Source organism: Pantoea dispersa (assembly GCF_019890955.1).
GTDB classification, from domain to species: domain Bacteria; phylum Pseudomonadota; class Gammaproteobacteria; order Enterobacterales; family Enterobacteriaceae; genus Pantoea; species Pantoea dispersa.
In genome coordinates this window covers 1,876,664-1,902,670 of sequence record NZ_CP082346.1, presented here as the reverse complement: position 1 = coordinate 1,902,670, position 26,007 = coordinate 1,876,664, and the positions used below count along the sequence as shown (strand labels likewise).

General features: G+C 55.2%; 21 protein-coding genes, 2 tRNA genes and 1 other RNA gene. 9 read left to right on the top strand and 15 right to left on the bottom strand.

The features are described from left to right. Positions 1 to 6 precede the first annotated feature (6 nt). From oppC to K7H94_RS08750, 5 genes are all read right to left on the bottom strand, one after another. On the bottom strand, positions 7 to 915 hold the full coding sequence (oppC, locus tag K7H94_RS08770) for an oligopeptide ABC transporter permease OppC (RefSeq protein WP_021510086.1): 909 nt from the start codon (positions 913 to 915) through the stop codon (positions 7 to 9). 15 nt (positions 916 to 930) lie between these two features. Further along, positions 931 to 1,851 carry an oligopeptide ABC transporter permease OppB gene (gene oppB, locus K7H94_RS08765; RefSeq protein WP_021510085.1) on the bottom strand — a complete coding sequence of 307 codons (921 nt, stop codon included), beginning with the start codon at positions 1,849 to 1,851 and terminating at the stop codon, positions 931 to 933. 81 nt (positions 1,852 to 1,932) lie between these two features. Then, entirely contained in the window at positions 1,933 to 3,573 is a 1,641-nt protein-coding gene (gene oppA, locus K7H94_RS08760) for an oligopeptide ABC transporter substrate-binding protein OppA (protein WP_021510084.1), read from the bottom strand. 158 nt (positions 3,574 to 3,731) lie between these two features. Next, positions 3,732 to 5,366, bottom strand: coding sequence for an ABC transporter substrate-binding protein (locus tag K7H94_RS08755; RefSeq protein WP_222951978.1), 1,635 nt, complete (start codon positions 5,364 to 5,366; stop codon positions 3,732 to 3,734). A 571-nt stretch (positions 5,367 to 5,937) separates the two neighbouring features. After that, the gene (locus K7H94_RS08750) at positions 5,938 to 6,585 is read right to left on the bottom strand and encodes a YchE family NAAT transporter (RefSeq protein ID WP_031280216.1); all 648 of its coding nucleotides are present in this window, start codon (positions 6,583 to 6,585) and stop codon (positions 5,938 to 5,940) included. 444 nt (positions 6,586 to 7,029) lie between these two features. Between K7H94_RS08750 and adhE the strand changes: the two genes are divergently transcribed. Next, entirely contained in the window at positions 7,030 to 9,708 is a 2,679-nt protein-coding gene (adhE, locus tag K7H94_RS08745; RefSeq protein WP_222951977.1) for a bifunctional acetaldehyde-CoA/alcohol dehydrogenase, read from the top strand. Between the two features lie 53 nt (positions 9,709 to 9,761). On the opposite strand, the gene tdk is transcribed toward adhE, so the two are convergent. Further along, complete coding sequence (gene tdk, locus K7H94_RS08740; protein ID WP_222951976.1) at positions 9,762 to 10,382, bottom strand: thymidine kinase; 621 nt, start codon at positions 10,380 to 10,382, stop codon at positions 9,762 to 9,764. A 403-nt stretch (positions 10,383 to 10,785) separates the two neighbouring features. On the opposite strand from tdk, the gene hns reads away from it, so the two are divergent. Further along, a complete protein-coding gene (gene hns, locus K7H94_RS08735) occupies positions 10,786 to 11,193 on the top strand; it encodes a histone-like nucleoid-structuring protein H-NS (protein WP_031280215.1) in 408 nt (135 codons plus the stop codon). A gap of 98 nt (positions 11,194 to 11,291) precedes the next feature. Here hns and K7H94_RS08730 read toward each other — a convergent pair whose 3' ends face one another. From K7H94_RS08730 to rssA, 5 genes are all read right to left on the bottom strand, one after another. Then, positions 11,292 to 12,299, bottom strand: coding sequence for an NAD-dependent epimerase (locus tag K7H94_RS08730; RefSeq protein WP_222951975.1), 1,008 nt, complete (start codon positions 12,297 to 12,299; stop codon positions 11,292 to 11,294). A 14-nt stretch (positions 12,300 to 12,313) separates the two neighbouring features. Then, positions 12,314 to 13,654: a UDP-glucose dehydrogenase family protein gene (locus K7H94_RS08725; RefSeq protein ID WP_021510077.1), complete on the bottom strand. Its 1,341-nt coding sequence runs from the start codon at positions 13,652 to 13,654 to the stop codon at positions 12,314 to 12,316. Between the two features lie 23 nt (positions 13,655 to 13,677). Next, the gene (galU, locus tag K7H94_RS08720) at positions 13,678 to 14,586 is read right to left on the bottom strand and encodes a UTP--glucose-1-phosphate uridylyltransferase GalU (protein ID WP_222951974.1); all 909 of its coding nucleotides are present in this window, start codon (positions 14,584 to 14,586) and stop codon (positions 13,678 to 13,680) included. Positions 14,587 to 14,778: 192 nt separating this feature from the next. After that, positions 14,779 to 15,795: a two-component system response regulator RssB gene (gene rssB, locus K7H94_RS08715; protein ID WP_021510075.1), complete on the bottom strand. Its 1,017-nt coding sequence runs from the start codon at positions 15,793 to 15,795 to the stop codon at positions 14,779 to 14,781. A gap of 101 nt (positions 15,796 to 15,896) precedes the next feature. Beyond that, a complete protein-coding gene (gene rssA, locus K7H94_RS08710) occupies positions 15,897 to 16,802 on the bottom strand; it encodes a patatin-like phospholipase RssA (RefSeq protein ID WP_021510074.1) in 906 nt (301 codons plus the stop codon). A gap of 96 nt (positions 16,803 to 16,898) precedes the next feature. Here rssA and K7H94_RS08705 point away from each other — a divergent pair, with 96 nt between their 5' ends. From K7H94_RS08705 to xthA, 6 genes are all read left to right on the top strand, one after another. Beyond that, positions 16,899 to 17,354 carry a YchJ family protein gene (locus tag K7H94_RS08705; RefSeq protein WP_040679954.1) on the top strand — a complete coding sequence of 152 codons (456 nt, stop codon included), beginning with the start codon at positions 16,899 to 16,901 and terminating at the stop codon, positions 17,352 to 17,354. A gap of 57 nt (positions 17,355 to 17,411) precedes the next feature. Then, complete coding sequence (gene purU, locus K7H94_RS08700) at positions 17,412 to 18,260, top strand: formyltetrahydrofolate deformylase (RefSeq protein ID WP_031280214.1); 849 nt, start codon at positions 17,412 to 17,414, stop codon at positions 18,258 to 18,260. Positions 18,261 to 18,404: 144 nt separating this feature from the next. Next, positions 18,405 to 18,489: transfer RNA gene (locus K7H94_RS08695), tRNA-Tyr, on the top strand. Positions 18,490 to 18,533: 44 nt separating this feature from the next. Next, positions 18,534 to 18,618: transfer RNA gene (locus tag K7H94_RS08690), tRNA-Tyr, on the top strand. 39 nt (positions 18,619 to 18,657) lie between these two features. Beyond that, positions 18,658 to 18,784: non-coding RNA, RtT sRNA (locus K7H94_RS08685), on the top strand. 360 nt (positions 18,785 to 19,144) lie between these two features. Next, entirely contained in the window at positions 19,145 to 19,951 is an 807-nt protein-coding gene (gene xthA / locus K7H94_RS08680; protein WP_222951973.1) for an exodeoxyribonuclease III, read from the top strand. A gap of 33 nt (positions 19,952 to 19,984) precedes the next feature. On the opposite strand, the gene K7H94_RS08675 is transcribed toward xthA, so the two are convergent. From K7H94_RS08675 to K7H94_RS08660, 4 genes are all read right to left on the bottom strand, one after another. Beyond that, positions 19,985 to 20,281 (bottom strand): YnjH family protein, encoded by a 297-nt coding sequence (locus K7H94_RS08675; RefSeq protein ID WP_021510070.1) that lies wholly within the window; start codon positions 20,279 to 20,281, stop codon positions 19,985 to 19,987. Further along, entirely contained in the window at positions 20,281 to 22,203 is a 1,923-nt protein-coding gene (locus K7H94_RS08670; protein ID WP_222951972.1) for a DNA topoisomerase III, read from the bottom strand. Before K7H94_RS08670 ends, K7H94_RS08675 begins: the two co-directional genes overlap by 1 nt. A gap of 21 nt (positions 22,204 to 22,224) precedes the next feature. Continuing rightward, entirely contained in the window at positions 22,225 to 23,268 is a 1,044-nt protein-coding gene (selD, locus tag K7H94_RS08665; RefSeq protein ID WP_222951971.1) for a selenide, water dikinase SelD, read from the bottom strand. Between the two features lie 153 nt (positions 23,269 to 23,421). Then, positions 23,422 to 23,973 (bottom strand): NAD(P)H nitroreductase, encoded by a 552-nt coding sequence (locus K7H94_RS08660; RefSeq protein WP_058774609.1) that lies wholly within the window; start codon positions 23,971 to 23,973, stop codon positions 23,422 to 23,424. A gap of 171 nt (positions 23,974 to 24,144) precedes the next feature. Between K7H94_RS08660 and sppA the strand changes: the two genes are divergently transcribed. Continuing rightward, on the top strand, positions 24,145 to 26,001 hold the full coding sequence (sppA, locus tag K7H94_RS08655) for a signal peptide peptidase SppA (protein ID WP_222951970.1): 1,857 nt from the start codon (positions 24,145 to 24,147) through the stop codon (positions 25,999 to 26,001). Positions 26,002 to 26,007: the final 6 nt, after the last annotated feature.

The window sequence follows — 26,007 nt, the reverse complement described above, 5'->3', positions numbered from 1 at the left end:
AACTCCTTAACGATCTTTCGGGTCGAGGGCGTCACGCAGGCCATCGCCGATAAAGTTGAAACAGAACAACGTCACCACCAGGAAGCCCGCCGGGAACATCAGCAGCCACGGTGATACTTCCATCGAGTTGGCGCCGTCGCTCAACAGCGCGCCCCAGCTGCTCAGTGGTTCCTGGGTGCCGAGGCCGAGGAAACTCAGGAAGGATTCAAACAGGATCATGCTTGGCACCAGCAGCGAGGCATACACCACCACCACACCCAGCACGTTCGGCACGATGTGGCGCAGCACGATATTGCCGGTAGAAACGCCGCCGACCTGTGCCGCTTCGATGAACTCTTTGCGCTTCAGTCCCAGCGTCTGGCCGCGCACGATACGCGCCATATCCAGCCATGACACCATGCCAATGGCAACGAAGATCAGCAGGATATTGCGGCCAAAGAAGGTCACCAGCAGGATGACGAAGAACATAAACGGGAACGAGTTGAGGATTTCCAGGATACGCATCATCACCGAGTCAATCTTGCCGCCGAGGTAGCCGGCCAGCGAACCGTACAGCGTGCCCACCAGCACCGCGATCAGCGCTGAAGCGATGCCAACCATTAGTGAGATACGGCCGCCAATCGCCACGCGCACCAGCAGGTCACGTCCCGAGGAGTCGGTGCCAAACCAGTGCCCTGAGGTGGTGTCCGGCGGTGCAGACATCATCGCCCAGTCGGTATCATCATATTTGAACTGCGCCAGCATCGGGGCGAACACCACGAACAGCGCAATCACCAGCAGCACCAGCAGGCTGATGAGGGCCGCACGGTTATGAATAAAGCGGCGACGTGCGTCCTGCCACAGGCTGCGCCCTTCCACTTCCAGCTTTTCGCTGAACGCGTCCAGAGCTTCGCTATTTTTCTTACTTAACATCATGAGCGAGCTCCACCATCAGTAACGAATTTTCGGATCGATAACGGCGTACAGCACGTCAACGATCGCGTTGAACAGGATGGTCAGCACGCCGACCAGAATGGTCAGGCTCATCACCAGCGAGTAGTCACGGTTTAGTGCGCCGTTGACGAACAGCTGACCGATGCCCGGCAGACCGTAAATTGATTCGATTACCATCGAACCGGTGATGATGCCAACAAACGCCGGCCCCATATAGGAGAGCACCGGCAGCAGCGCCGGCTTCAGCGCGTGGCGCAGCACAATACGGCGCAGCGGCAGACCTTTCGCACGCGCGGTGCGGATGAAGTTGGAGTGCATCACTTCAATCATCGAGCCGCGGGTGATACGGGCGATACTGGCGATGTAAGCCAGTGACAGCGCCACCATCGGCAGCAGCATGTAGTTCCACTGCCCGCCATTCCAGCCGCCGCCCGGCAGCCAGCGCAGGGTGATGGCAAAGATCAGTACCAGCAGCGGTGCCACCACGAAGCTGGGAATGACCACCCCGGTCATCGCCACCCCCATGACCGCGTAATCCCACAAACTGTTTTGCTTCAGCGCGGCGATAACCCCCGCCGTGACGCCCAGCACCACCGCAAGGAAGAAGGCTGCCAGCCCCAGTTTGGCCGATACCGGAAACGCATGACCAACCAGGTAGTTAACCGAGTAGTCTTTATATTTAAACGACGGCCCGAAATCGCCGTGTGCCAGCTGCACCAGGTAGCTGAGATACTGTTTGCCGATCGGGTCGTTGAGATGATATTTGGCCTCAATGTTGGCCATGACTTCCGGCGCCAGCGCACGCTCGCCGGTGAACGGACTGCCGGGTGCCAGTCGCATCATAAAGAAGGAGATGGTGATCAGAATGAATAGCGTCGGGATGGCTTCAAGGAGCCGACGCAGGATGAATTTTAACATTGCCGTACCTACCAGGCTGTTGCTTCACAAAGTCAAAAAGGCGGCGCCGCAGCACCGCCACTGTCGATAGCCTGAGTGCTATTAATGCTTAATGATGTACAGGTTCTTATCCAGGGTTTTATCCAGCGGATCGTTGCCGGTGTAGCCGCCAACGTACGGTTTCACCAGACGCGCGTTCACGTAGTAGTAAACCGGCACGATGGTGCTGTCTTTATCCAGGATCTGCTCTGCTTTTTGATAATCGGCCACGCGCGCTTTGTCATCCGCCGCTTTCACCGCATCATGAATCACTTTGTCGAAGTCCGCGCTCTTATAGTGCGAGGTGTTACTGCTGCTGTCCGACAGCATGATGTTCAGGAAGGAGGTCGGTTCGTTATAGTCGGCACACCATGCCGCGCGGGAGACATCGAAGTTGCCCTGATGACGGGTATCCAGGAAGGTTTTCCACTCCTGGTTTTCCAGCTTGATGTTGACGCCGATGTTCTTTTTCCAGATGGACGAGGCGGCAATCGCCAGTTTTTTGTGCAGATCGGAAGTGTTGTACAGCAGGTTGAAGGTCAGCGGTTTGTCGGCGGTATAACCGGCTTCGGCCAGCAGTTTCTTCGCTTCTTCGTTACGCTTGTTCTGATCCCACTTGTACCAGTCCGGCGGCAGAAGTTCCATGCCGTCAGTGGCTGGCGGGGTGAAGCTGTAGGCCGGCTGTTGACCCTGCGCCAGCACTTTGTTCACCATGATGTCGCGATCCAGACCCAGCTTCAGCGCGGTACGCACGCGGACATCGGTAAACGGTGCTTTCTGGTTGTTGATTTCATAGTAGTAGGTGCACAGATACGGTTTCACCATCAGCTCTTTACCATTATCACGCTGCAGTTTTTTAAACAGCTCGATCGGCATGTTGTTGTAAGTGATGTCGCTGCCGTTCTCGGAGAAATAACGGTTCACATCGCTGACTTCGGAGTTGATTGGCAGGAAGGTGACTTTATTCAGTACGGTATGTTCGTTGTCCCAGTATTCCGGGTTACGCACCAGCGTCACGCGTTCGTTGATCACGTGAGATTCCAGTTTAAAGGCACCGTTGCCGACCCAGTTCTGCGGCTGTGTCCACTGGTCGCCAAACTTCTCAATGGCTGGCTTATACACTGGCGACATCACCGCGTTGATCAGCAGCTTATCGAAGTACGGTACCGGCTCGCTCAGCGTCACTTCCAGCGTGTGGTCATCCAGTGCTTTCACGCCGAGATCGGAGGTCGGTTTTTTGCCGGCGATGATGTCATCCACGTTGAGGATGTGGCCATACTGCGGGTAGCTCGCATAGGGCGAGGCGGTTTTTGGATCGACCAGACGTTGCCAGCTGTAGACGAAGTCCTGCGCGGTGACCGGCTCGCCGTTTGACCATTTGGCATTTTTACGCAGATGGAAGGTCCAGACTTTGTAGTCTTTGTTTTCCCAGCTTTCCGCAACGCCCGGAACTGGCTTGCCGTTGCTGTCGCTCACGATCAGACCTTCATACAGGTCACGGGCGATATTATCTTCCGGCACGCCTTCGATTTTGTGCGGATCCAGCGACTGTACTTCATCGCCATTGCCGCGCACCAGTTCCTGTTTCGCTGCCAATTCGGTACCCGCCGGTACGTTGGCCGCCAGTGCAGCATTCCCTGCCAGCGCGCCGATGGCCGCCAGTACGCCTGCGGCGATCAGGCTTTTTTTCGTGATGTTGTTCATTATTACGCTCCAGTTTTATTATCGTCACCGGGTCGGCTGACCGCCCGGCGTACCCCGTTTCCGGGAGATCTCCGCCTGTCTGCGCGAAGATCACTACCACCCTGCAGGGTTACCACGGCAACGTGACGCCCGACTGTAGCGCCGGATCGTCACATTACTCAATGTTTCTTTATGTAATAGTATTTCAGCGCCAGCATATCCTGCGGATCTTTGCCGCTGAAACCGCCCACCCACGGCTTCACCAGCCGCACGCTAACGCGGTAGTAAACCGGGATGATCGGTGAATCCTGATCCAGCTGTTGTTCCGCCTGCTGATAGAGTTGCGCGCGCTGCGCGTCATCAGCGGTGTTGAGCGTTTGCGCCATCAGCGCATCAAATGCGGCGCTGTGATAAAACGCGGTGTTGATGGAGGAACCACTCAGCAGCAGATTGAGGAAGCTGGATGGCTCGTTGTAATCCGCACACCAGGTGGCGCGCACCACATCAAACTGTGCCTGATGACGGGTCTCCAGTAGCGTTTTCCACTCCTGATTTTGCAGCGTGACCTGCGCACCGAGATTCTTTTGCCACATCGAGGCAGCCGCGATCGCCTGACGCTTGTTCTGTTCTGAAGTGTTATACAGCAGGGTAAAACGCAGCGGATGCTGGGCATTGAAGCCAGCTTCCGCCAGCAGCTGCTTCGCTGCCGCGTTACGTTGCGCCTGCGTCTGCCGCGCCCACGCTGGCATATTGAGAGAAATACCGTGAATAAAGGGCGGCGTCAGGCCGTAGGCCGGGATCTGTCCCTGCCCCATAATTTTCTGCGCGATGATGTCGCGGTCGAGCGTTAACTTCAGCGCGTTGCGTACGCGGACGTCGTCAAACGGCGCTTTCTTGTTATTGATTTCGTAATAGAAGGTGCACAGTAGCGGGCTGACTTTTACTTCATCTCCCAGCGCCTGCTGCAGTTTTTTGAACATATCGGGCGGCACCACGCTGTTGGTCATGTCGGTGCCGCCACTGCGATAGCGGTTTATATCGCTATTCTCAGAGGTGAGTGCCAGAAATACGCCTTCGTCCAGCGTGGTATGGGCATTGTCCCAGTAGTGCGGATTACGCTTCACCACGATCTGCTCATTCACCACCCAGTCCGCCAGCGTGTAAGCGCCATTACCCACGTAATGCTGCGGCTGTGTCCAGGCATCGCCCCACTGCTCTACCGCCGGACGATACACCGGTTTCATCGAAGTATGAGCCAGCATATCAACAAAATACGGTACCGGTTCGGAGAGCGTAACCTGCAAATGATGGTCGTCCAGCGCTTTCACGCCCAGCTGGGAAGGCGCCGCTTTACCGGCGAGGATGGCGTCAATGTTGCTGATGTGTGCAGCCTGCAAATAGCTGGCGTACGGCGAGGCGGTGCGCGGATCGGCCAGACGCTGCCAGCTGTAAACAAAGTCCTGCGCGGTGACCGGCTCACCATTGCTCCAGCGGGCGTCTTTACGCAGCGTGAACGTCCAGATGCGGCCCTGCTGATTTTGCCACTGCTGCGCCACGCCGGGCACCAGTTGACCGTTGTTGTCGGTCTCAACCAGTCCTTCCAGCAGATTGCGAATCACATTGGATTCCGGCACGCCCTCGACTTTTTGCGGATCAAGTGAGGACACTTCGCTGCCGTTGTTAATAACGATGCGTTGCGTATCCGCTAATGACGTCCCGGCTGGGATCTCAGCGGCCTGACTTTGCGCCAGCGCACTGGAGAGGCAAAGCGCCAGAAACGTGCGCGCTGCCGTTTTCGCTACCATGCTTTTCATCAACCAATATCAACCTTCAACATAAACCTGATAGCAGTAAGCAAGAAGCGTACACATTTGTTGCTAGCAGATAAAAAATTTTGCGGTGAGCCGAAAATTATCAGAAGCGTTGCCCGCACGCCAAAGCTAAACCACAAAAATGTTAGCTGATTCTCTTTTATCACGTTGCCGCGCACAGGAAAAGTGTTAATTCTTGAGCAGAATTATCGATTAAAACACTGATAAATAATGAATTTAAGCCTGATTTGCACGTTAATTATTCGTTAATCAACTAACTTTATAATATTTACGAATATTGCTGCTTTTAATGCTGAAGCCCGGATTTTTATTCAGATTTACAGCACAAGCTATAGAATGATACTGCGGATGATTTGCAGAGCAGAGGGATATGCTGTGACGATTATCACAGTATTTTGCGGCTCAGGCTGTGTGCGGGATAACACCAGTAGTAAAACTGATGCGGTCAGGCCGATATTAAGCGCGACAAATAAAATTACTATAATGGTGCAATATTTCATTTATTTGCACCATTCTGGTTCACAAAGCGCTTAGCGATAAAAAATAACCGCCGTTAATTCAGTAATCCTGGAAACAGAGCTTTCATTCCGGTCACGACAAATTCAATGCCCAGCGCCATGAGCAGCAGCCCCATGATACGCGTAATGACGTTGATACCGGTTTGTCCCAATACGCGCACCATCAGCGGTGCGGCCCGGAACAATAACCAGCAGCAGAAGGCAAATATCGCAATCGCCAGGGTAAAGCCCAGCAGATTTGGCCAGCTGTGATAACGCGAGCTCCAGACAATGGTCGAGCTGATCGCGCCCGGCCCTGCCATCAGTGGCAGCGCCAGCGGCACCACGCCGATGCTTTCACGAATCGCCGTTTCTGACTTCTCCTGCTTGTTCTGTTTGTCTTCACCCAGCTTGCCGCTAATCATCGACATGGCGATGGTGACCACCAGAATGCCACCGGCGATGCGGAAAGAGTCAATCGAGATACCAAACAGATGCAGGATACCGTCGCCAAGAAATAGCGAGGTCCAGAGGATAATCGCCACCGCCAGGTTCGCGGTCAGGTTGGTTTTATTGCGCTCCGCCACCGCCTGGTAGCTGGTCATGCTGATAAATACCGGAATAATGCCGACCGGGTTAACCAGCGCGAACAAACCCACAAAAAATTTAATGTAGCCAGAAAGATCGAGTAGCGCAGGGGTCACGGTGGGCTCCAGGTGATGGCGAAAAAAATCGCGCTTAATGTAGTGCAAAAGCCTGGCGAAACACCAGAGGCTAACACAGAAATAAATGCTGCACTTAAAGCACTATCCCAGTTTATTCCGCTACTGTTAGCGCGATGTTATCGGCCTGCAGCCGGTCAGATCGCCTTCTGTAGCCGTCGACGCTAACTTTACTTGCAAAAGTGAGCGCTGAAAGGTGTCAGCTGATAGTTAAATTGATCTGCATCATAAATTGCCTACCCCATCAGGGGTAATCTTAGCCCATCGGAACTCAACCCTGTGACTCAGGTCATCCTGGCGGAAAAACCTTTTTAGTAAGCAACGGCACGGGCATCGCCATCCTTAGCTATCCATAAGCGTAACGAGACTATACTTCTGGATTCAGGCTTGTTTACTAAAAAAGTTTAACTTCCTTAGGAGAGTATTATGGCCGTTACTAATGTTGCCGAGCTTAACGCACTGGTAGAACGTGTTAAAAAGGCACAGCGCGAATACGCCAATTTTAGTCAGGAACAAGTTGATACCATTTTCCGTGCGGCCGCCCTCGCCGCTGCCGATGCCCGTATCCCTCTCGCCAAAATGGCCGTTGCCGAATCCGGCATGGGTATCGTTGAAGATAAAGTCATCAAAAACCACTTCGCTTCCGAATATATCTACAACGCTTACAAAGACGAAAAAACCTGTGGCGTGCTGGACACCGATGATACCTTTGGCACCATCACCATCGCTGAGCCGATTGGCCTGATTTGTGGCATCGTGCCCACCACCAACCCGACCTCTACCGCCATCTTCAAGGCCCTGATTAGCCTGAAAACCCGTAACGGTATCATCTTCTCTCCTCATCCACGTGCCAAAGACGCCACCAATAAAGCGGCTGACATCGTACTGCAGGCTGCTATCGCGGCCGGCGCGCCAAAAGACATTATTGGCTGGATTGATGCGCCATCGGTTGAGCTCTCTAACCAGCTGATGCATCACCCGGATATCAACCTGATTCTCGCCACCGGTGGTCCGGGCATGGTGAAAGCGGCTTACAGCTCCGGCAAACCAGCGATTGGTGTGGGCGCGGGTAACACCCCGGTGGTAATTGACGAAACGGCCGATATCAAACGCGCGGTTGCCTCGATCCTGATGTCCAAAACCTTCGACAACGGCGTGATTTGCGCGTCTGAACAGTCAGTGATTGTCGTGGACTCTGTCTATGATGCCGTGCGCGAGCGCTTCGCCAGCCACGGTGGCTACCTGCTGCAGGGCAAAGAGCTGAAAGCGGTGCAGGATATCATCCTGAAAAATGGCGCGCTGAACGCGGCGATTGTCGGTCAGCCGGCTTACAAAATTGCTGAACTGGCAGGGATTAGCGTGCCGGTGAGCACCAAAATTCTGATTGGTGAAGTGAAACTGGTGGATGAGTCTGAGCCGTTCGCCCATGAGAAGCTCTCGCCTACGCTGGCCATGTACCGCGCGAAAGACTATTACGATGCGGTGGATAAAGCAGAAAAACTGGTGGCAATGGGCGGTATCGGCCACACCTCCTGTCTTTATACCGACCAGGATAACCAGCGCGAGCGCGTTAACTTCTTCGGCGACAAAATGAAAACCGCGCGCATCCTGATCAACACCCCGGCTTCACAGGGCGGGATCGGTGACCTGTATAACTTCAAGCTGGCCCCTTCACTCACGCTGGGCTGCGGTTCATGGGGTGGTAACTCTATCTCTGAAAACGTGGGTCCAAAACACCTGATTAACAAGAAAACCGTGGCCAAGCGAGCTGAAAATATGTTGTGGCATAAACTTCCGAAGTCTATCTACTTCCGCCGCGGCTCTCTGCCAATTGCGCTGGAAGAAGTGGCGACTGACGGTGCAAAACGCGCCTTTATCGTCACCGACCGCTTCCTGTTCAACAACGGTTATGCTGACCAGGTCACCCGCGTGCTGAAGTCGCACGGGATTGAAACCGAAGTGTTCTTTGAAGTAGAAGCAGACCCAACGCTGAGCATCGTGCGTAAAGGTGCCGAGCAGATGAACAGCTTCAAACCTGACGTGATCATCGCCCTGGGCGGGGGTTCACCGATGGATGCGGCCAAGATTATGTGGGTGATGTACGAGCATCCGGAAACCCACTTTGAAGAACTGGCGCTGCGCTTTATGGACATCCGTAAACGTATCTACAAGTTCCCGAAAATGGGTGTCAAAGCGCGCATGGTGGCCATCACCACCACTTCCGGTACCGGTTCAGAAGTTACCCCGTTTGCGGTAGTAACCGACGATGCCACCGGACAGAAATATCCACTGGCAGACTATGCCCTGACGCCGGATATGGCGATTGTCGATGCCAACCTGGTAATGGAGATGCCGCGTTCGCTGTGCGCCTTTGGGGGTCTGGATGCCGTCACCCATGCGCTGGAAGCCTACGTATCGGTACTGGCCAACGAATACTCTGACGGTCAGGCGCTGCAGGCACTGAAGCTGCTGAAAGAGAACCTGCCTGCCAGCTACCGCGACGGCGCGAAAAATCCTGTGGCGCGTGAGCGTGTTCACAATGCGGCGACCATTGCCGGTATCGCTTTCGCCAACGCCTTCCTCGGCGTGTGTCACTCCATGGCGCATAAACTGGGCTCTGAGTTCCACATTCCACATGGTCTGGCCAACGCCCTGCTGATTTGTAACGTGATTCGCTATAACGCGAATGACAATCCAACCAAGCAGACCGCCTTCAGCCAGTACGACCGTCCGCAGGCACGCCGCCGCTATGCTGAGATTGCTGACCATCTCGGTCTGAGTGCGGCCGGTGACCGTACCGCGCAGAAAATTGAAAAACTGCTGGCATGGCTGGAAGAGGTGAAAACTCAGCTGGGTATCCCAACTTCTATCCGCGAAGCGGGCGTGCAGGAAGCTGACTTCCTGGCGAAAGTCGACAAGCTGGCGGATGATGCGTTCGATGACCAGTGTACTGGCGCTAACCCACGCTATCCGCTGATTGCCGAACTGAAACAAATCATGCTGGATACCTTCTATGGCCGTGAGTTCTCAGAAGCAGATATCAGTGTTGCCGCTGAGGGTGAAGCTAAAGCCGTAAAGAGTGAGAAGAAAACCAAAAAGGCCTGACTGGCCTGATACAAAAAAACCCGCTGCGGCGGGTTTTTTTATGCTGCGGCTATTCAGGCGTGAGGCAGTTGTGAACCGTAAATGGCGTTTAGCGAGCCGTCATTAATCGCCTGTTTATAGTGCTTGCGGCACACAGAGATATAGCGCTCATTACCACCGATCACCACCTGCTCCCCTTCGCTGAACGGTTTACCCTGCACATCCAGCCTTAACACCATGCTGGCTTTGCGTCCACAGTGACACACGGTTTTCAATTCCACCAGCTTATCGGCCCAGGCCAGTAAATACTGACTGCCGGTAAATAACTCACCGCGAAAGTCGGTACGCAGACCATAACACAGCACCGGAATATCCAGATTATCTACCACGTCCGACAGGGCTTTCACCTGCTCCCGCGTCAGAAACTGGCTCTCATCCACCAGTACACAGTGAACCGTTTGCTTCGCGTGCTGTTCCGCTATTTCACTTTCCAGGTTGGTCTGCGCGTTATATAAAAAAGCCGGAGACGAAAGACCAATACGCGAGCTGACTTTTCCGGCGCCGAAGCGGTCGTCAATTTCCGCGGTATACACCAGCGTACGCATGCCGCGCTCATGGTAATTGTAGGATGACTGCAGCAGTGCGGTGGATTTTCCCGCGTTCATCGCTGAGTAATAAAAATAGAGTTGCGCCATAAAATATCTCTTGTCACTGCCCGAAACTGTTGCGCGTGAGTCTATCATAAAGCTGCTGCACTGTTGCGATGCATTATTTTTATCAACTGCTCAAATTAACGCCATCGTCATAGATCAGCGGCATCGTGATCAACATTCGCACGTTATGTCAAAGCCGCCATCATGCAGCAATTTTATTCAGTATTAATAGCGCTGATGCCCCGGCGAAAGGCGCGCAGCGGTATTTATCCCTGCAAAACCTGTGCTATCAAATCTATAAAAAGAATAATAAATAGCGACTTAAAAAGCTTAACAACATTAACTTTACGTTTTGCTTTTTAATCTGGCTATTGCAGTTATTTTTCGCCGCCACTATTATGAGGCGGCAGAACAACTCCATTTATTATATTTTGAGATTAGGACAATGAGCGAAGCACTTAAAATTCTTAATAATATCCGTACATTGCGCGCGCAGGCTCGGGAATGCTCTCTGGAAACACTGGAAGAGATGCTGGAAAAACTTGAGGTTGTGGTGAATGAACGTCGTGAAGAAGAATCTCTTGCCCAGGCGGAAAATGCCGAGCGCAGCCGTAAGCTGGAACAATATCGTGAAATGCTGATGGCAGACGGTATTGATCCAAACGAACTGCTGCAGGCATTAGCAGAAACCAAAGCGCCAGGTAAAGCCAAACGTGCGGCTCGCCCGGCGAAGTATGGTTACGTCGATGAAAACGGTGAGAACCGTACCTGGACCGGCCAGGGACGTACACCAGCCGTGATTAAAAAAGCGATTGAAGAACAAGGTAAACAACTGGACGATTTCCTGCTGTAAGGAACCAGTGCTTCGCAGCATGCCAGCCCTGGCGCTGTGCTCTGTTTTACACCGGGTAAGAAAAAAGGAAGCCGCTGGCTTCCTTTTTTTATCGCGATTTACTGCTGATAGAAGTCGCGGTACCAGTCAACAAAACGCTGCACGCCCTGCTCTACGCTGGTCTGCGGGCGGAAATTTATCGCGTCATACAGCGGCTGGGTGTCTGCACTGGTGCCTAATACATCGCCGGGCTGCATCGGCAGCATATTTTTCTTCGCCTCAATCCCCAGCGCTTTTTCCAGCGACTCAATGTAAGTCATCAGGCTGGTAGGCTGACTATTGCCAATATTGTACACGCGATACGGCGCCGAACTGGTGGCAGGCGAGCCGTTTTCCACCGTCCAGTTTTCATCTGCCTGCGGAATCACGTCCTGCAAACGCACAATCGCTTCGGCAATATCATCAATATAGGTGAAGTCACGTGTCATCTGGCCGCGGTTGTACACATCAATCGCGTCACCGGCCAGCATCGCGCGGGTGAACTTAAACAGCGCCATATCCGGACGGCCCCACGGACCATAAACGGTAAAGAAGCGCAATCCGGTGGTGGGTAATTGGTAAAGGTGTGAATAGGTATGCGACATTAATTCGTTGGCTTTTTTCGTCGCAGCATAAAGTGATACCGGATGATCAACCGAATCATCCGTGGAGAACGGCATTTTACGGTTCAGGCCATAAACCGAACTCGATGAAGCATACAGCAGGTGGCCAATCTTATGATGACGGCAACCTTCCAGAATATTTAAGTGACCAATCAGGTTGGCATCAGCGTAGGCGTGCGGATTCTCGATGGAATAGCGAACCCCTGCCTGTGCGCCTAAATGGATCACGCGCGCAAAAGCATGCTGTTCAAACAGGGAAGAAATGGCCTGGCGATCCGCCAGGTCCATTTTAAGGAAAGTAAACGCGGGATGTGCGGTAATCTGGTCGAGGCGCGCCTGTTTCAGGCTAACATCGTAGTAATCATTCAGGTTATCGATACCAACAACCTGGTAACCGGCAGCCAGCAAACGCTGACTAACGTGAAAACCAATAAATCCTGCCGCGCCGGTGACCAGAAAATTCATACATCCCTCATTTATTACACAATTTGAATAGACGCTCCGCGGCCGATTGCATAATAAACGAAACCGCGTTTGCTGATACGCTCCGGATCATACAGGTTACGACCATCAAAAATCACGGGTTGTTTTAACGAGGATTTAATCACGTCGAAATCCGGAGCACGGAAGTTCTGCCACTCGGTGCAGATCACCAGACCATCAGCGCCCTGCAGCGCAGCTTCTTTAGTGCCGCACAGCTTCAGATCGTCACGATGGCCGTAGATGCGCTGGGCTTCTTCCATCGCTTCCGGATCAAACGCCTGCACCGTTGCGCCCGCCTGCCACAGTGCTTCCATCAGCACGCGGCTTGAGGCTTCACGCATGTCGTCGGTGTTCGGTTTGAACGCCAGACCCCACAGCGCAAACGTCTTGCCACGCAGATCGTCGCCAAAGTGACGTTTAATAAACGTCGGCAGCTTGTTCTTCTGCGAATCGTTGACATCTTCTACCGCCTGCAGCAGGCGCGGAGTGTAGCCGATTGACTCTGCAGTGCGAATCAGCGCCTGCACGTCTTTCGGGAAGCAGGAACCGCCGTAACCACAGCCCGGATAAATAAAGTGATAACCGATGCGTGAATCAGAACCGATGCCCTGACGTACTTTTTCCACGTCAGCACCCAGGCGTTCCGCAAGGTTGGAAATCTCGTTCATGAAGCTGATTTTGGTCGCCAGCATGCAGTTAGCTGCATATTTGGTCAGCTCTGCACTGCGAATATCCATCAGAATCATGCGGTCGTGATTACGGTTAAACGGCTCGTACAGTTCACGCAGCAGTTCGACCACTTCATCATTGTCGGTGCCCACCACGATACGTTCAGGACGCATGCAATCGTTAACTGCGGCGCCCTCTTTCAGGAACTCCGGGTTGGAGACCACATCGAACGCAATATTGGCGTCACGCTGCTTCAGCGTTTCGCTCATCACCGCGCGCACGCGGTCAGCGGTGCCTACCGGTACGGTAGATTTGTCGATGACGACTTTGTGATCGTTCATGTGCTGCGCGATAGTACGCGCAACCGCAGTCACATATTTCAGGTCGGCAGAGCCATCCTCATCCGGCGGCGTGCCCACAGCAATAAATTGCATTACGCCATGGTTTACGCCCTCTTCTGCGTTGGTGCTGAATTTCAGACGCCCCGCTTCATAGTTCGACATAACCAGTGGCGTCAGACCCGGTTCAAAAATTGGGATGATGCCCTTTTTCAGGTTTTCGACTTTCTTTTCGTCGACATCAATACAGAGAACGTCATGTCCGACTTCGGCCAACACCGCAGCCTGAACCAGACCGACATAGCCGATACCAAATACAGTGACTTTCATTGAATTATCCTGTGCTTAATGAATTACTTTTTGTTGCCTGCAACGCCGTCGAGCCACTGAGCGAAATCTTTGCCCAGCACCGGATGACGCACGCCATACTCAACAAAAGCTTGCATATAACCCAGTTTGTTACCGCAGTCGTGGCTCACGCCGGTCAGGTGGTAAGCTTCTACGGTCTCTTTTTCCATCAGCATGGCGATGGAGTCGGTCAGCTGCACTTCGCCGCCGGCACCCGGAGGGGTTTTCGCCAGCAGAGGCCAGATGTCCGCAGACAGCACGTAACGCCCCACTACCGCCAGGTTAGATGGCGCTTCCGAGGCTTTTGGCTTCTCAACCACGCCCACCATCGGTGCGCTCTGGCCCGGTGCCAGCTCTGCGCCCTGGCAGTCAACCACGCCGTAAGCGGTGACATCGTCAACTGGCTCAACCATGATCTGGCTGCGACCGCTCTCTTCGAAGCGCGTCAGCATTTCTGCCAGGTTATCTTTGGTTGGGTTAGATTCGTACTCATCAATGATCACGTCTGGCAGAATCACCGCGACTGGCTCATCACCGACCAGCGGATGAGCACACATCACGGCGTGACCGAGGCCCTTGGCGATACCCTGACGTACCTGCATGATGGTGACGTGTGGCGGGCAGATGGACTGGATTTCATCCAGCAGCTGACGCTTCACGCGTTTTTCCAGCATCGCTTCCAGTTCGAAACTGGTATCAAAATGGTTTTCGATGGAGTTTTTTGAGGAGTGCGTAACCAGCACGATCTCATTAATACCCGCAGCAATACACTCGTTCACGACATACTGGATCAACGGCTTATCGACCAGCGGTAACATCTCTTTTGGAATAGCTTTGGTGGCAGGCAGCATACGCGTACCCAGACCTGCAACCGGGATTACCGCTTTTTTTACTTTAGACTTATAGGCAGACATCAAATACCTCTCTTAATAGGCCGTTCAAGTTAATACTTGATATGTCGGTTTAAAAACGAAATGAGTATATCAGTTAGTGTCAGACGGATTTATCCTGGATGGAGTTAATCCACGGAATTTAAGACTATTACCCAAGTGTAAAGCTAAGCTTTGGCCCTGTCTTTAACCCGCGGAAAATATAAATCTGAGTGGCTATTCTTCGGACGATAACATCAGGCGAAGCCGGCCGCCTGCTCCCCAGACGTGACATTGCCAGGCATCGGCGCGCTGGCTGATTTGATTAAGATGGGTGCTGCCCATAGTGCCAAGCGGCACGCCGTTACTGAGCTGGATTTGCTGAGTATTGATGTGCAGCGTGGCATTCAGGCCGGCTGAAACCAGAATCAGATTTTTCAACTGACGATGATAGTAGCCCACCAGCAGCGGGAACTGACCGTTCAGGTTGGCCTGACGCAACAGCATATTCACCTGACGCAGCAGACCATTGAGTTCCGGCAGACGCTGCTTTTGCCCGGACAGTTGCTCCTGCAATAAACCGTTAAACAGTGCTCTGAGCAATAATGCAGCCAGCACGCCGTTGTCGCCGGCACGCGTCACGTCCAGGCAATAAAACGCCAGATCTTTGTCCGACAACGCGGCAATATCCAGCACCAGCCCCGGCTGTTCCGCCATGGTGAGTTGACGATAGTTTATGCGGCAGCTGGCGATGGTTTGCTGGACGGGCGGTTGCAGCTGTTTGAGCAGCTTGGCGGCAGCGAGCGGATCGCGCACCAGGGCATCCCAGTCCTGAAAGAGCTGTTCATCTTCTTCCACTTTCGAGGTGAACATCGAAGGATAGAGGCACTCAAACACCGCTTCACGGAAACGTTCCAGGTTTTTTAGCGGCTTGAGCAGCACGTCCTGCACGCCAAGGCGCAGCACGTGGGCAATATCGGCCATGTTCTGCGTGGCGGAGATGATCAGGATGGGCACGCTATTACCACGTGTACGAATTCGCTCGACAAACTCAATACCGCCCATGCGCGGCATTTCCAGATCGCAAATGACCAGGTCCACCGACTGCGCGGCGAGTAAATTCAGGCCGTCGAGTCCATCGCCCGCTTCGAACGTGCTGGCTCCGAGGCCAGTTAACAATGTGTCCAGCAATGAACGGAAAACGACCTCATCTTCGACAATGAGTATCTTTTTGCCGATTAGCGGTTTTTCCATTCTCTCCCCCTGCGTACCAGATATTTCAATAGTGGTTCATAAAACGCCGTTGCGCCTTTCAGAATTGGCTGAAGTCACAACCCCCGTGAATGAACAACTGATTATCTGCTACGGACCAGCGGTAATAGTTCATCCATTTTTTTCTCCACGGCGGCCTTGCCTGCCGCAATGGCCTCTTCAGCCCGATGAAAGTCCAGCGTTGAAATCTGCGGACAAAAAGGCTGAATCAGCACATCCGGCGGATCGCCTGCCATACGGTTACGTTTCAGGCGATTTTCCAATACCTGGATTGACGTTGACATAATTTCCATCGCGCCTGGAGACTGGCTGGCGCGCCGATGGGTTAACCCCATCAGACGCTGGCGCAGTTTCTTGCCCCAGCTCAGTGCTTCTGCCGCTGCCGCCTCTTCACCGCTCTGCGGCGTGACCGACAGCAGATCCTGCTGCATCAGGTGCGCATCATGTTGCAGGTCAACGGCAATCACAATGTCAGCGCCCAGCGCGCGGGTCAGCGAAATCGGCACCGGATTGACCACCGCACCATCCACCAGCCAATAACCATTGTAGCCAACCGGAGGCAATAAGCCTGGCATACTACACGATGCACGCACCGCCTGGTGCAAATCCCCTTCGGTCAGCCACAGCTCGCGTCCGGTGCTGAGGTTGGTTGCCACCACGCCAAAGCGCTTGTCCGCGTCTTCGATGAGCTCGTTAGGGATCAGCTGACGGATATGGCTAAACACCCGGTCGCCGCGTAGCAGGCCGCCACGCTGCCATGAGAGATCCATCAGACGGATAACATCCCAGTAGCGAAATGCGCTGACCCACTTCTCCATCAACGCCAGACGGCCGTTGACGTAGGCAGAACCCACCAGTGCGCCGACGGAACAGCCGGCAACGACATCCACCTCAATACCGGCGCGCTCCAGCGCGTTAATGACACCGATATGCGCCCAGCCTTTGGCAGCGCCCGATCCCAGGGCCAGCCCAATCCTGACTTTTCTCATCTCACCTCGTGATCAACCTGATGCGTAGCTTCACGCTGGCCAGTCGGCTAACATAGCGCACACTTTCATTAACTTTAATCACTCTCAGGAGATGATGTGTCCGAAAAGTGCCCCTGCTGCAGCGGAGAGCAGTATAGCCTATGTTGTCAGCCCTTTCTGAACGGGCAACAAACGCCACAGCGCGCTGAACAGTTAATGCGCTCGCGTTACAGCGCTTACGTTAAGCAAAACGCCGCCTGGCTGGTGGAAACCTGGCATCCCAGCCAGCGCGTGGCCGGACTGGAGACGCTATTATCCGAAAGTTTCGCCACCACAGAATGGCTTGGCCTGAATGTAACCCGTTGTAATCACGGAAGCCATGAGAATGAAGCCTTCGTGACTTTTTTTGCGCGTTATCTCGAAAAAGGCCGTACCTGCAGCCTGTATGAATGTTCACGCTTTCTTCGCGAGGATCAACGCTGGTACTATGTCGACGGAACAACGCCGGAGTTAGGGCGTAACGATCGCTGTCCTTGTGGCTCCGATAAAAAATACAAAAAATGTTGTGGCTAATCTGGACAGATGCCCAACAGCTTCACCATTCATCGCTTTGACAGGACTCTGATCGAGATGCAAGCGCAAACCATGCAACGAAAAGTTTTACGGACCATTTGCCCCGATGCCAAAGGTCTGATCGCCAAGATCACCAACATTTGCTACAAGCACGAACTGAACATTGTGCAGAACAATGAGTTCGTCGATCACCGTACCGGGCGCTTTTTCATGCGCACAGAGCTGGAAGGCATTTTCAACGACAACACGCTACTGGCTGACCTCGACAGCGCGCTGCCGACCGGTTCGGTACGTGAGCTGCACAGCGCCGGACGTCGCCGCGTGGTGATTCTGGTCACCAAAGAGGCGCATTGCCTGGGCGATCTGCTGATGAAGAGCGCTTTTGGTGGTCTGGACATGGAAATCGCCGCCGTTATTGGTAACCATGAAACGCTGCGTTCGCTGGTCGAGCGTTTTGACATCCCGTTCGTGCTGGTCAGCCATGAAGGCCTGACGCGCGAAGAGCACGATAACCGCATGGCGGATGAGATCGATCGCTATCAGCCGGATTACGTGGTGCTGGCGAAATACATGCGCGTGCTGACGCCGGCGTTTGTGCAGCGTTATCCCAACCAGATCATCAATATTCACCACTCGTTCCTGCCAGCCTTTATTGGCGCCCGTCCTTATCATCAGGCCTATGAGCGCGGCGTGAAGATCATCGGTGCCACAGCGCACTACGTGAACGACAACCTGGATGAAGGCCCGATCATCATGCAGGACGTGATTAACGTCGATCACAGCTATACCGCTGAAGAGATGATGCGTGCCGGACGCGACGTGGAAAAGAATGTACTGAGCCGCGCGCTGTATAAAGTGCTGGGCCAGCGCGTGTTTGTTTACGGCAACCGCACGATCATTCTTTAACCACTGCGGCGCTGATTTGCGCAACTCTTCAGCGCCACGCGTAAAAAGTGGGCAAACGATTGAGTTTTTTACTGCGGGCGCTTTACAGACTGAACGCATTTGGTATGATGCGCCCCGCTTTCAGGCATAAAGATTCAGGCCAGTGGCGGGATTCCCGAGCGGCCAAAGGGAGCAGACTGTAAATCTGCCGTCATCGACTTCGAAGGTTCGAATCCTTCTCCCGCCACCATCTGAATCCATTCTGCGCCTGAATCTTCTGAGCTTCATATCCCTGGCGGGATTCCCGAGCGGCCAAAGGGAGCAGACTGTAAATCTGCCGTCATCGACTTCGAAGGTTCGAATCCTTCTCCCGCCACCATTTCATGCTGCACATCTCCCCCAGCCGATAGAAAAACCAATAAATAACATCCGGAGAAGGATGAGAAGCTTCGACCGAAGGTTCGGGTCGAACGCAGTGAGACAACGCGCGCAGCGCGGCCCGCAGGGTGAGCCGCTTGCGGCGAATAATCCTTCTCCCGCCACCCTTTCATGCTGCACTTTTCACCAGACCGACATCTGAATTTACGCGATGCCAGGCCGGCATCAATGGCGCCCCTACAGTGATACGGACTCAAGTGTTACCCATGTGACCGGTTTCTATTCTCATCGTCCCAGTTGTCACCCGGATTGTAGGGTGCGCATTAATGCGCACCTGGATATTCACATCAACGCCCCCAGCTGAACGTCATCGCCTGTCTTACCCCGCTATCCTGCGTCCACCACCACAAATCACCTGCGTTCTGCCTCTCGCTCTTATCGTCACGCTCTTATGACGCAAGCCATGACTTTTGCCGCAAACCTGGTTACCATCGCCGCAACCTTTTGCGACGAAAAATGGCAGCGAAATGAAATTTGTCTCTTTTAACATCAACGGTTTGCGCGCACGCCCTCATCAGCTGGCGGCGCTGGTTGAACAGCATCAACCGGATGTCATCGGCCTGCAGGAAACCAAAGTGCACGATGACATGTTCCCGCTGGAAGAGGTCAGCAAGCTCGGTTACAACGTGTTTTATCACGGCCAGAAAGGCCATTACGGCGTGGCGCTGCTGACCAAGACGCAGCCGGTAACAGTTCGACGCGGTTTTCCTGATGACGGCGAAGATTCCCAGCGACGTCTGATCATGGCAGAAATTCCCAGCCCGATTGGCGATATCACCGTCATCAACGGTTACTTCCCGCAGGGGGAAAGCCGTGACCATCCCATCAAGTTCCCGGCCAAAGAGAAGTTCTATCGCGACCTGCAAAGCTATCTCGAGCAGCAACTGGCGGCCGACAAGCCGGTGCTGATCATGGGCGATATGAACATCAGCAGTACCGACCTGGACATTGGTATTGGTGAAGAGAACCGCAAGCGCTGGCTGCGCACCGGCAAATGCTCTTTCCTGCCGGAAGAGCGCGAGTGGATGGACCGGTTGCTGCAGTGGGGACTGGTCGATACGTGGCGTGAGAAAAACCCGGAAACCGCCGATCGCTTCTCGTGGTTCGACTATCGCTCAAAAGGATTTGATGACAACCGCGGTCTGCGCATCGATCTGCTGCTGGCCAGCCCACCGCTGGCATCACGCTGCATCGACAGCGGCATCGACTACAACATTCGCAGTATGGAAAAGCCGTCCGATCACGCGCCAGTGTGGTCCAGTTTCAGGCTGTAACTGAACAGCGTGGCGCCTGCGCGCCACGCCCGCTTATTTAATGATTTTCCAGATCAGCGGATTGGTACCCAGCACTTTTTCGTCACGCGCACACTGCAGCAGTACGCCTTCCGCTTTTACAACCGCACCTTCAGAATAGCTGCGGTTTTCATAGATACAGCACTGCAGGCAGTTGTTCTGCTGACGATTCTGCCCCTGCGTCCACACTTCCGGCGGCATATCCACCACCACATCGGTATTGCCCATTCGCGCGGGCTCCGGCTGGCGATTAGCCAGCGCGGCATGGCTGCACAGCAGCAGCCCACTCAGCAACAGCGTTGCGTAACGCATTATTCCGTCTCCTTCGTTTTGCGCCGGGGCGTTTTGCCTTTACTGCGCGTCTTCGCTCCGGTCGCGGCTAATCCACGAAAAGCCTGCAGCGACGGCCTCTGGCGCGCCTCACCGATCAGTCCGATCAAGGTATTGACCAGCGGCTGCATAAACTCATCATAGCGACAGGCTTTTTCACTGATGCGGGTAAGCGTTGACTCCCAGTGCGCCGTCATATCCGGCCGCGCGGCCATCTCAGGTAACGCATGAATCAGCGCCCTGCCCGCCTCGGTTGAGTGAATATAGCGACCTTTTTTCACCAGAAATGTACGGCGGAACAGCAATTCTATGATGCCGGCACGCGTCGCTTCCGTTCCTAAACCATCGGTCGCACGCAGCACTTTCTTTAATTCTTTATCCTGCACAAAGCGGGCAATACCGGTCATGGCCGACAGCAGCGTGGCGTCGGTGAACGGCCGCGGCGGCTGAGTCTGCTTCGCCAGCACCTCACCACGCTCACACAACAGCTCATCGCCTTTGCTCACCACCGGCAGCGGCGTGCCGTCATTCTCTTCATCGCGCTCTTTACTGCCCAGCAGCGCACGCCAGCCGGCTTCGGCAAGAAAACGTGCTTTGGCGACGAACCTGCCACCGCCGATATCGAGGTCGATGACGCATTTGCGAAATACCGCGTCGGGACAAAACTGCATCAGATACTGGCGCGCAATCAGAGCGTAAATATTGGCTTCATTGTCGCTCAGGTTCACCTTGCTGGCGCGCGCCGTAGGAATGATGGCATGGTGCGCATCCACTTTTTTATCGTCCCAGCAGCGATTTTTCTGATCCGCATTGAAATCCGCTGGCAGCGACACGTCCGGCTGATGCGCCTGAATGGCGTTCAGCACCGCATGACGTCCGGCAAAATGTTCATCTGGCAGATAGCGGCTGTCTGAACGCGGATACGTAATCAGCTTATGGGTTTCATACAAACGCTGACAGCCGTCCAGTACCGTCTGGGCACTGAGGCCAAAACGTTTCGCCGCCTCGATTTGCAGGCTGGAGAGGGAAAATGGCAGCGGCGCCGTTTCTGACTCCCGCTTATCGTTGTAACCGGTAACCCACGCCGGTTTGCCGTTGATACGTTCAAGCACGTGGTCAGCGAGAGGACGATGCAGCAAACGGCCCTCGTCATCCTGCCACGGTTCACAGGCATCGCTGGGGATCCAGCTGGCAACGAAGCGCTCCTCTTTTGGGGTGACGATGTGCGCTTTGACTTCGAAGTAATCCTTCGGCACAAAGTTTTCGATCTCTTCATCGCGCCTCACCACCAGTCCCAGCACCGGCGTCTGAACGCGTCCGACCGAGAGCACGCCGTCGTAACCGGCGTTGCGGCCCAGCAGCGTCCAGGCGCGCGTCATGTTGATGCCATACAGCCAGTCAGCGCGCGCCCGGGCCAGTGCCGAGACGCACAACGGAATGAATTCACGGTTCTCGCGCAAACGGCTCACCGCGCGCTCGACCGCCGCAGGGTTGAGGTCGTTAATCAGGCAGCGCTGCACCTGCTGGCGCTTTTCAGCCGGCAGCTGCAGATAATCGAGCACTTCGTCGACCAGCAGTTGTCCTTCGCGATCCGGGTCACCGGCGTGCACCACCACGCTGGCCTGCTGCAGTAAGCCCTCGATCACTTTGAGCTGCTTCGCTACCGACGGGCGCGGCTGCAGGCGCCATTTATCCGGGATGATAGGTAAATCCGCCAGATTCCAGCGCGCATAGCGGCTGTCATAGCTGTCAGGCTGCGCCTGCTCCAGCAGATGCCCGACACACCAGGTCACAACCTGGTCATTACCACAGGCAATATAGCCGTCGCCACGTCGATGCGGTTTGGGTAGCACATCGGCGATGGCGCGCGCCAGACTGGGTTTTTCAGCAATAAACAAACGCATGAATGGCGTCGTTCCTTTACGTCAGGTGACTACAGTAATCAGTGGATGGGCGCGGTCGGCCGGCAGCAGCGAGCCGATCACCGTGGCCTCGACGCCAGCCTGCACGGCGCACGCGTGAAACGCCGCAATAGCGTCAGGCTGCACCGCCACCAGCAGCCCGCCGGAAGTTTGCGGATCGCACAGCAGTGCGCGCGTGGCCTCATCCATCGCAGAAATGTGCTCGCCGTAGCTGGCGAAGTTGCGGCTGGTGCCGCCCGGCACCGCGCCGGCCGCAATGTACTGGTCCACGCCGGGCAGACGCGGCACCTGTGCGGCCTGCACATGTGCGCGCAGGCCGGAGCCCAGACAGATTTCACTCAGATGCCCCAGCAGACCAAAGCCGGTGACATCGGTCATGGCGCTGACGCCGGGCAGTTTAGCAAATTCCGCCCCTGCGCTATTGAGCTGGCACATCACCTGCGCCGCCAGCGTCTGATGCTCCGCACGCAGCAGCCCTTTTTTCTCTGCGGTAGTCAGAATTCCGATGCCGAGCGGTTTGGTGAGGAACAGCTCGCAGCCCGCCTGCGCGGCGCTGTTCTTTTTCACGCGCGCCACGTCAACGATGCCGGTAACGGCAAGGCCAAAAATCGGCTCCGGCGCATCAATTGAGTGCCCCCCCGCCAGCGCGATGCCGGCCGCCTGGCAGGCCGCGCGACCGCCTTCAATCACCTGCTGTGCCACTTTCGCGTCGAGCACATTAACCGGCCAGCCGAGAATAGCGATGGCCATGATCGGTTTGCCGCCCATGGCGTAAATATCACTGATGGCGTTAGTGGCCGCGATACGGCCAAAGGTGTGCGGATCGTCAACGATGGGCATGAAGAAATCAGTGGTGCTGACCACCGCCGTGCCGTTGCCAAGATCGTACACGGCAGCATCGTCACGGGTTTCATTGCCGACCAGCAGTCGCGGATCGTGAAAGGCAGCCAGTTCGCTGTGCAGAATGGTCTCAAGCACCTGAGGTGAAATTTTACAGCCGCAGCCAGCGCCGTGGCTGTATTGCGTCAAACGAAGCGGTTCACTCATGGCGGGTTCCTTGTGCGCTGAACAGAGAGGGCTATGTTAGCCTGGCTGCCCGCTGCTGGTAAGCGCTGTCGCCGCTAAGCGCGATCTTTCGCACAGCGACTGTGCAATCAGTGTCGTTGTATGCACCTTGCCGCAGAAACCCGCTGCTGTCTGTCAGAAATAACTGACAAACGCCTCGCTGTCGGGCGCAACCACGGTGGTATTGGCTTTCAGCTGCGGCGTACCGAGGTAGAGGAAACCCACAATTGCATCCTGCTCGCGGCAGCCAAAGGCGGCGCGTACCTGCGGATGATCGGTCCATGGCCCGCTGCGCCAGATACCGTTAAAGCCCTGCGCGACGGCCGCCATTTGCATCGCCATCACCGCGCAACCCGCGGACACGACCTGCTCCCAGCGCGGCACTTTGGCGGAGGCTTCGCAGTGCGCGACAACGGTGATGATCATCGGCGCGCGGAACGGTGACGTCCGGGCCTTCTCGATGGCTTTGTCATCCAGCTGGCTGTCGCGTGCGGCCTGCTCCAGCAGATGGCTAAAGCGTTCGCGCCCCTCATTTTCAATAATGATGAAGCGCCACGGCTGCAGCGTGCCGTGATCCGGTGCGCGCATACCCGCGTGCAGAATATTCTGCAGCACCTCACCGGCCGGTGCCGGCTCGGTCAGGCGCGACGCTGAACGACGGTTTACCAGTAATTCCAGTGCATCCATCTTGATTCTCCCGTGATTAACAAAGCGTGGGCTAATCCTGGCACAGCGCGATCTTTTGTAACAGTCTGGCGCGATTTCCTGCTGACTTTTCGCACGCTGCTCTTTAGGATGAACCCGACATCGGGGCAGACCGCATACCGGCTGCCCTGGCTACGTGAATATGGAGAGTTTATGCGCACATTGTGGCGAATTATTGCTGGCCTGTTCCGCTGGAGCTGGCGGGTGCTGAATTTTATCCGGGAATTTATCCTGAATCTGTTCCTGATTGTGTTAATTCTGGCCGGCGTCGGCATCTGGCTGCAGCTATCCAGCGCCAGCAGCAGTGAACCAGTGCAGCAGGGTGCGCTGAAAGTCGATCTGAGCGGCGTGCTGGTGGATAAACCGTCGGTCAGCAATCGTCTGAGCCGCATCAGCCGCCAGCTGCTGGGTGCCAGCAGCGATCGTTTGCAGGAAAATTCGTTGTTTGATGTGGTCGATGCCATTCGCCAGGCAAAGAGCGATAAAAATATCACCGGCATGGTGCTGGATCTGCGCGATTTTGCCGGCGGCGATCAGCCTTCGCTGCAGTACGTGGGTAAGGCGCTGCGCGAATTCCGCGACGCGGGCAAACCCATTTTTGCCCTCGGCGACAGCTATAGCCAGGCGCAATACTATCTCGCCAGCTACGCCACGAAGGTCTATCTGTCGCCGCAGGGCACGGTAGATCTGCACGGTTTCGCCACCAACGGCCTCTATTACAAATCCCTGCTGAATAAGCTGAAAGTCAGCTCACACGTGTTCCGTGTCGGCACCTATAAGTCCGCGGTTGAACCTTTCCTGCGCGATGATATGTCGCCGGAAGCGCGCGATGCTGATGGCCGCTGGGTCGGCCAGCTGTGGCAGAACTACCTCAACACGGTGTCCGCCAACCGGCAAATCACGCCGCAGCAGCTGTTCCCGGGGGCGGCGGGCATCATCAGCGGTCTGCAGGCCGTTCAGGGCGATACCGCTAAATATGCCCTGGATAACAAACTGGTGGATGTGCTGGATTCGCGCGCTGCCGCCGATCGCGAGCTGGTGAAAACCTTTGGCTGGGATAAAGCCAGCAATGACTACCGCAACGTCAGCATCTATGACTACAACGTCAAACAACCGACGCAGCAGGATGGCAACATTGCGGTGATTCTCGCCAGCGGCGCCATCATGGACGGCGAAGAGAGCGCCGGCAACGTCGGTGGCGACACCACCGCTGCGCAAATCCGTGACGCCCGCCTCGACGACAAAATCAAAGCCATCGTGTTGCGCGTCAACAGCCCGGGCGGCAGCGTAACGGCCTCTGAAGCCATCCGTGAAGAGCTGGCGGCGGCGCACGACGCCGGCAAGCCGGTGGTGGTGTCGATGGGCGGCATGGCGGCATCGGGCGGCTACTGGATCTCTACGCCGGCCGACTACATCGTCGCGGCGCCGAGCACCCTGACCGGGTCGATCGGCATCTTTGGCGTGATCAATACGGTGGAGAATAGCCTGAGCAGCATCGGCGTGCACAGCGATGGCGTTGCCACCTCGCCGCTGGCGGATGTGTCGACCACCAAAGCGCTGCCGACGGAAGTGCAGCAGTTGATGCAGCTGACCATTGAAAACGGTTATCGCAACTTTGTCGGTCTGGTGGCGGCGTCACGCCATAAAACGCCACAGCAGATTGATGCCATTGCGCAGGGTCACGTCTGGACCGGTAGCGATGCCAAAGCCAACGGGCTGGTGGATGCGCTGGGCGACTTCGACGATGCGGTAGCCAAAGCCGCCGAGCTGGCGAAGGTCGCGAAACCTGAACTGAGCTGGTATCAGGACGATCCGGGGATGATCGACCTGCTGCTTAACCAGATGAATGCGTCGGCGCAGGCCGTGCTGCCGGCCGCGCTGAAAGTGTGGCTGCCGGCACCGGTCAGCGAAGTGATGGGCGCGCTGCAGGCGCAGCCGGGCCTGATGAATAATCTCAACGATCCGCAAAACCGTTACGCGTTCTGCCTGACCTGCGGCAACGTACGCTAATCTTTA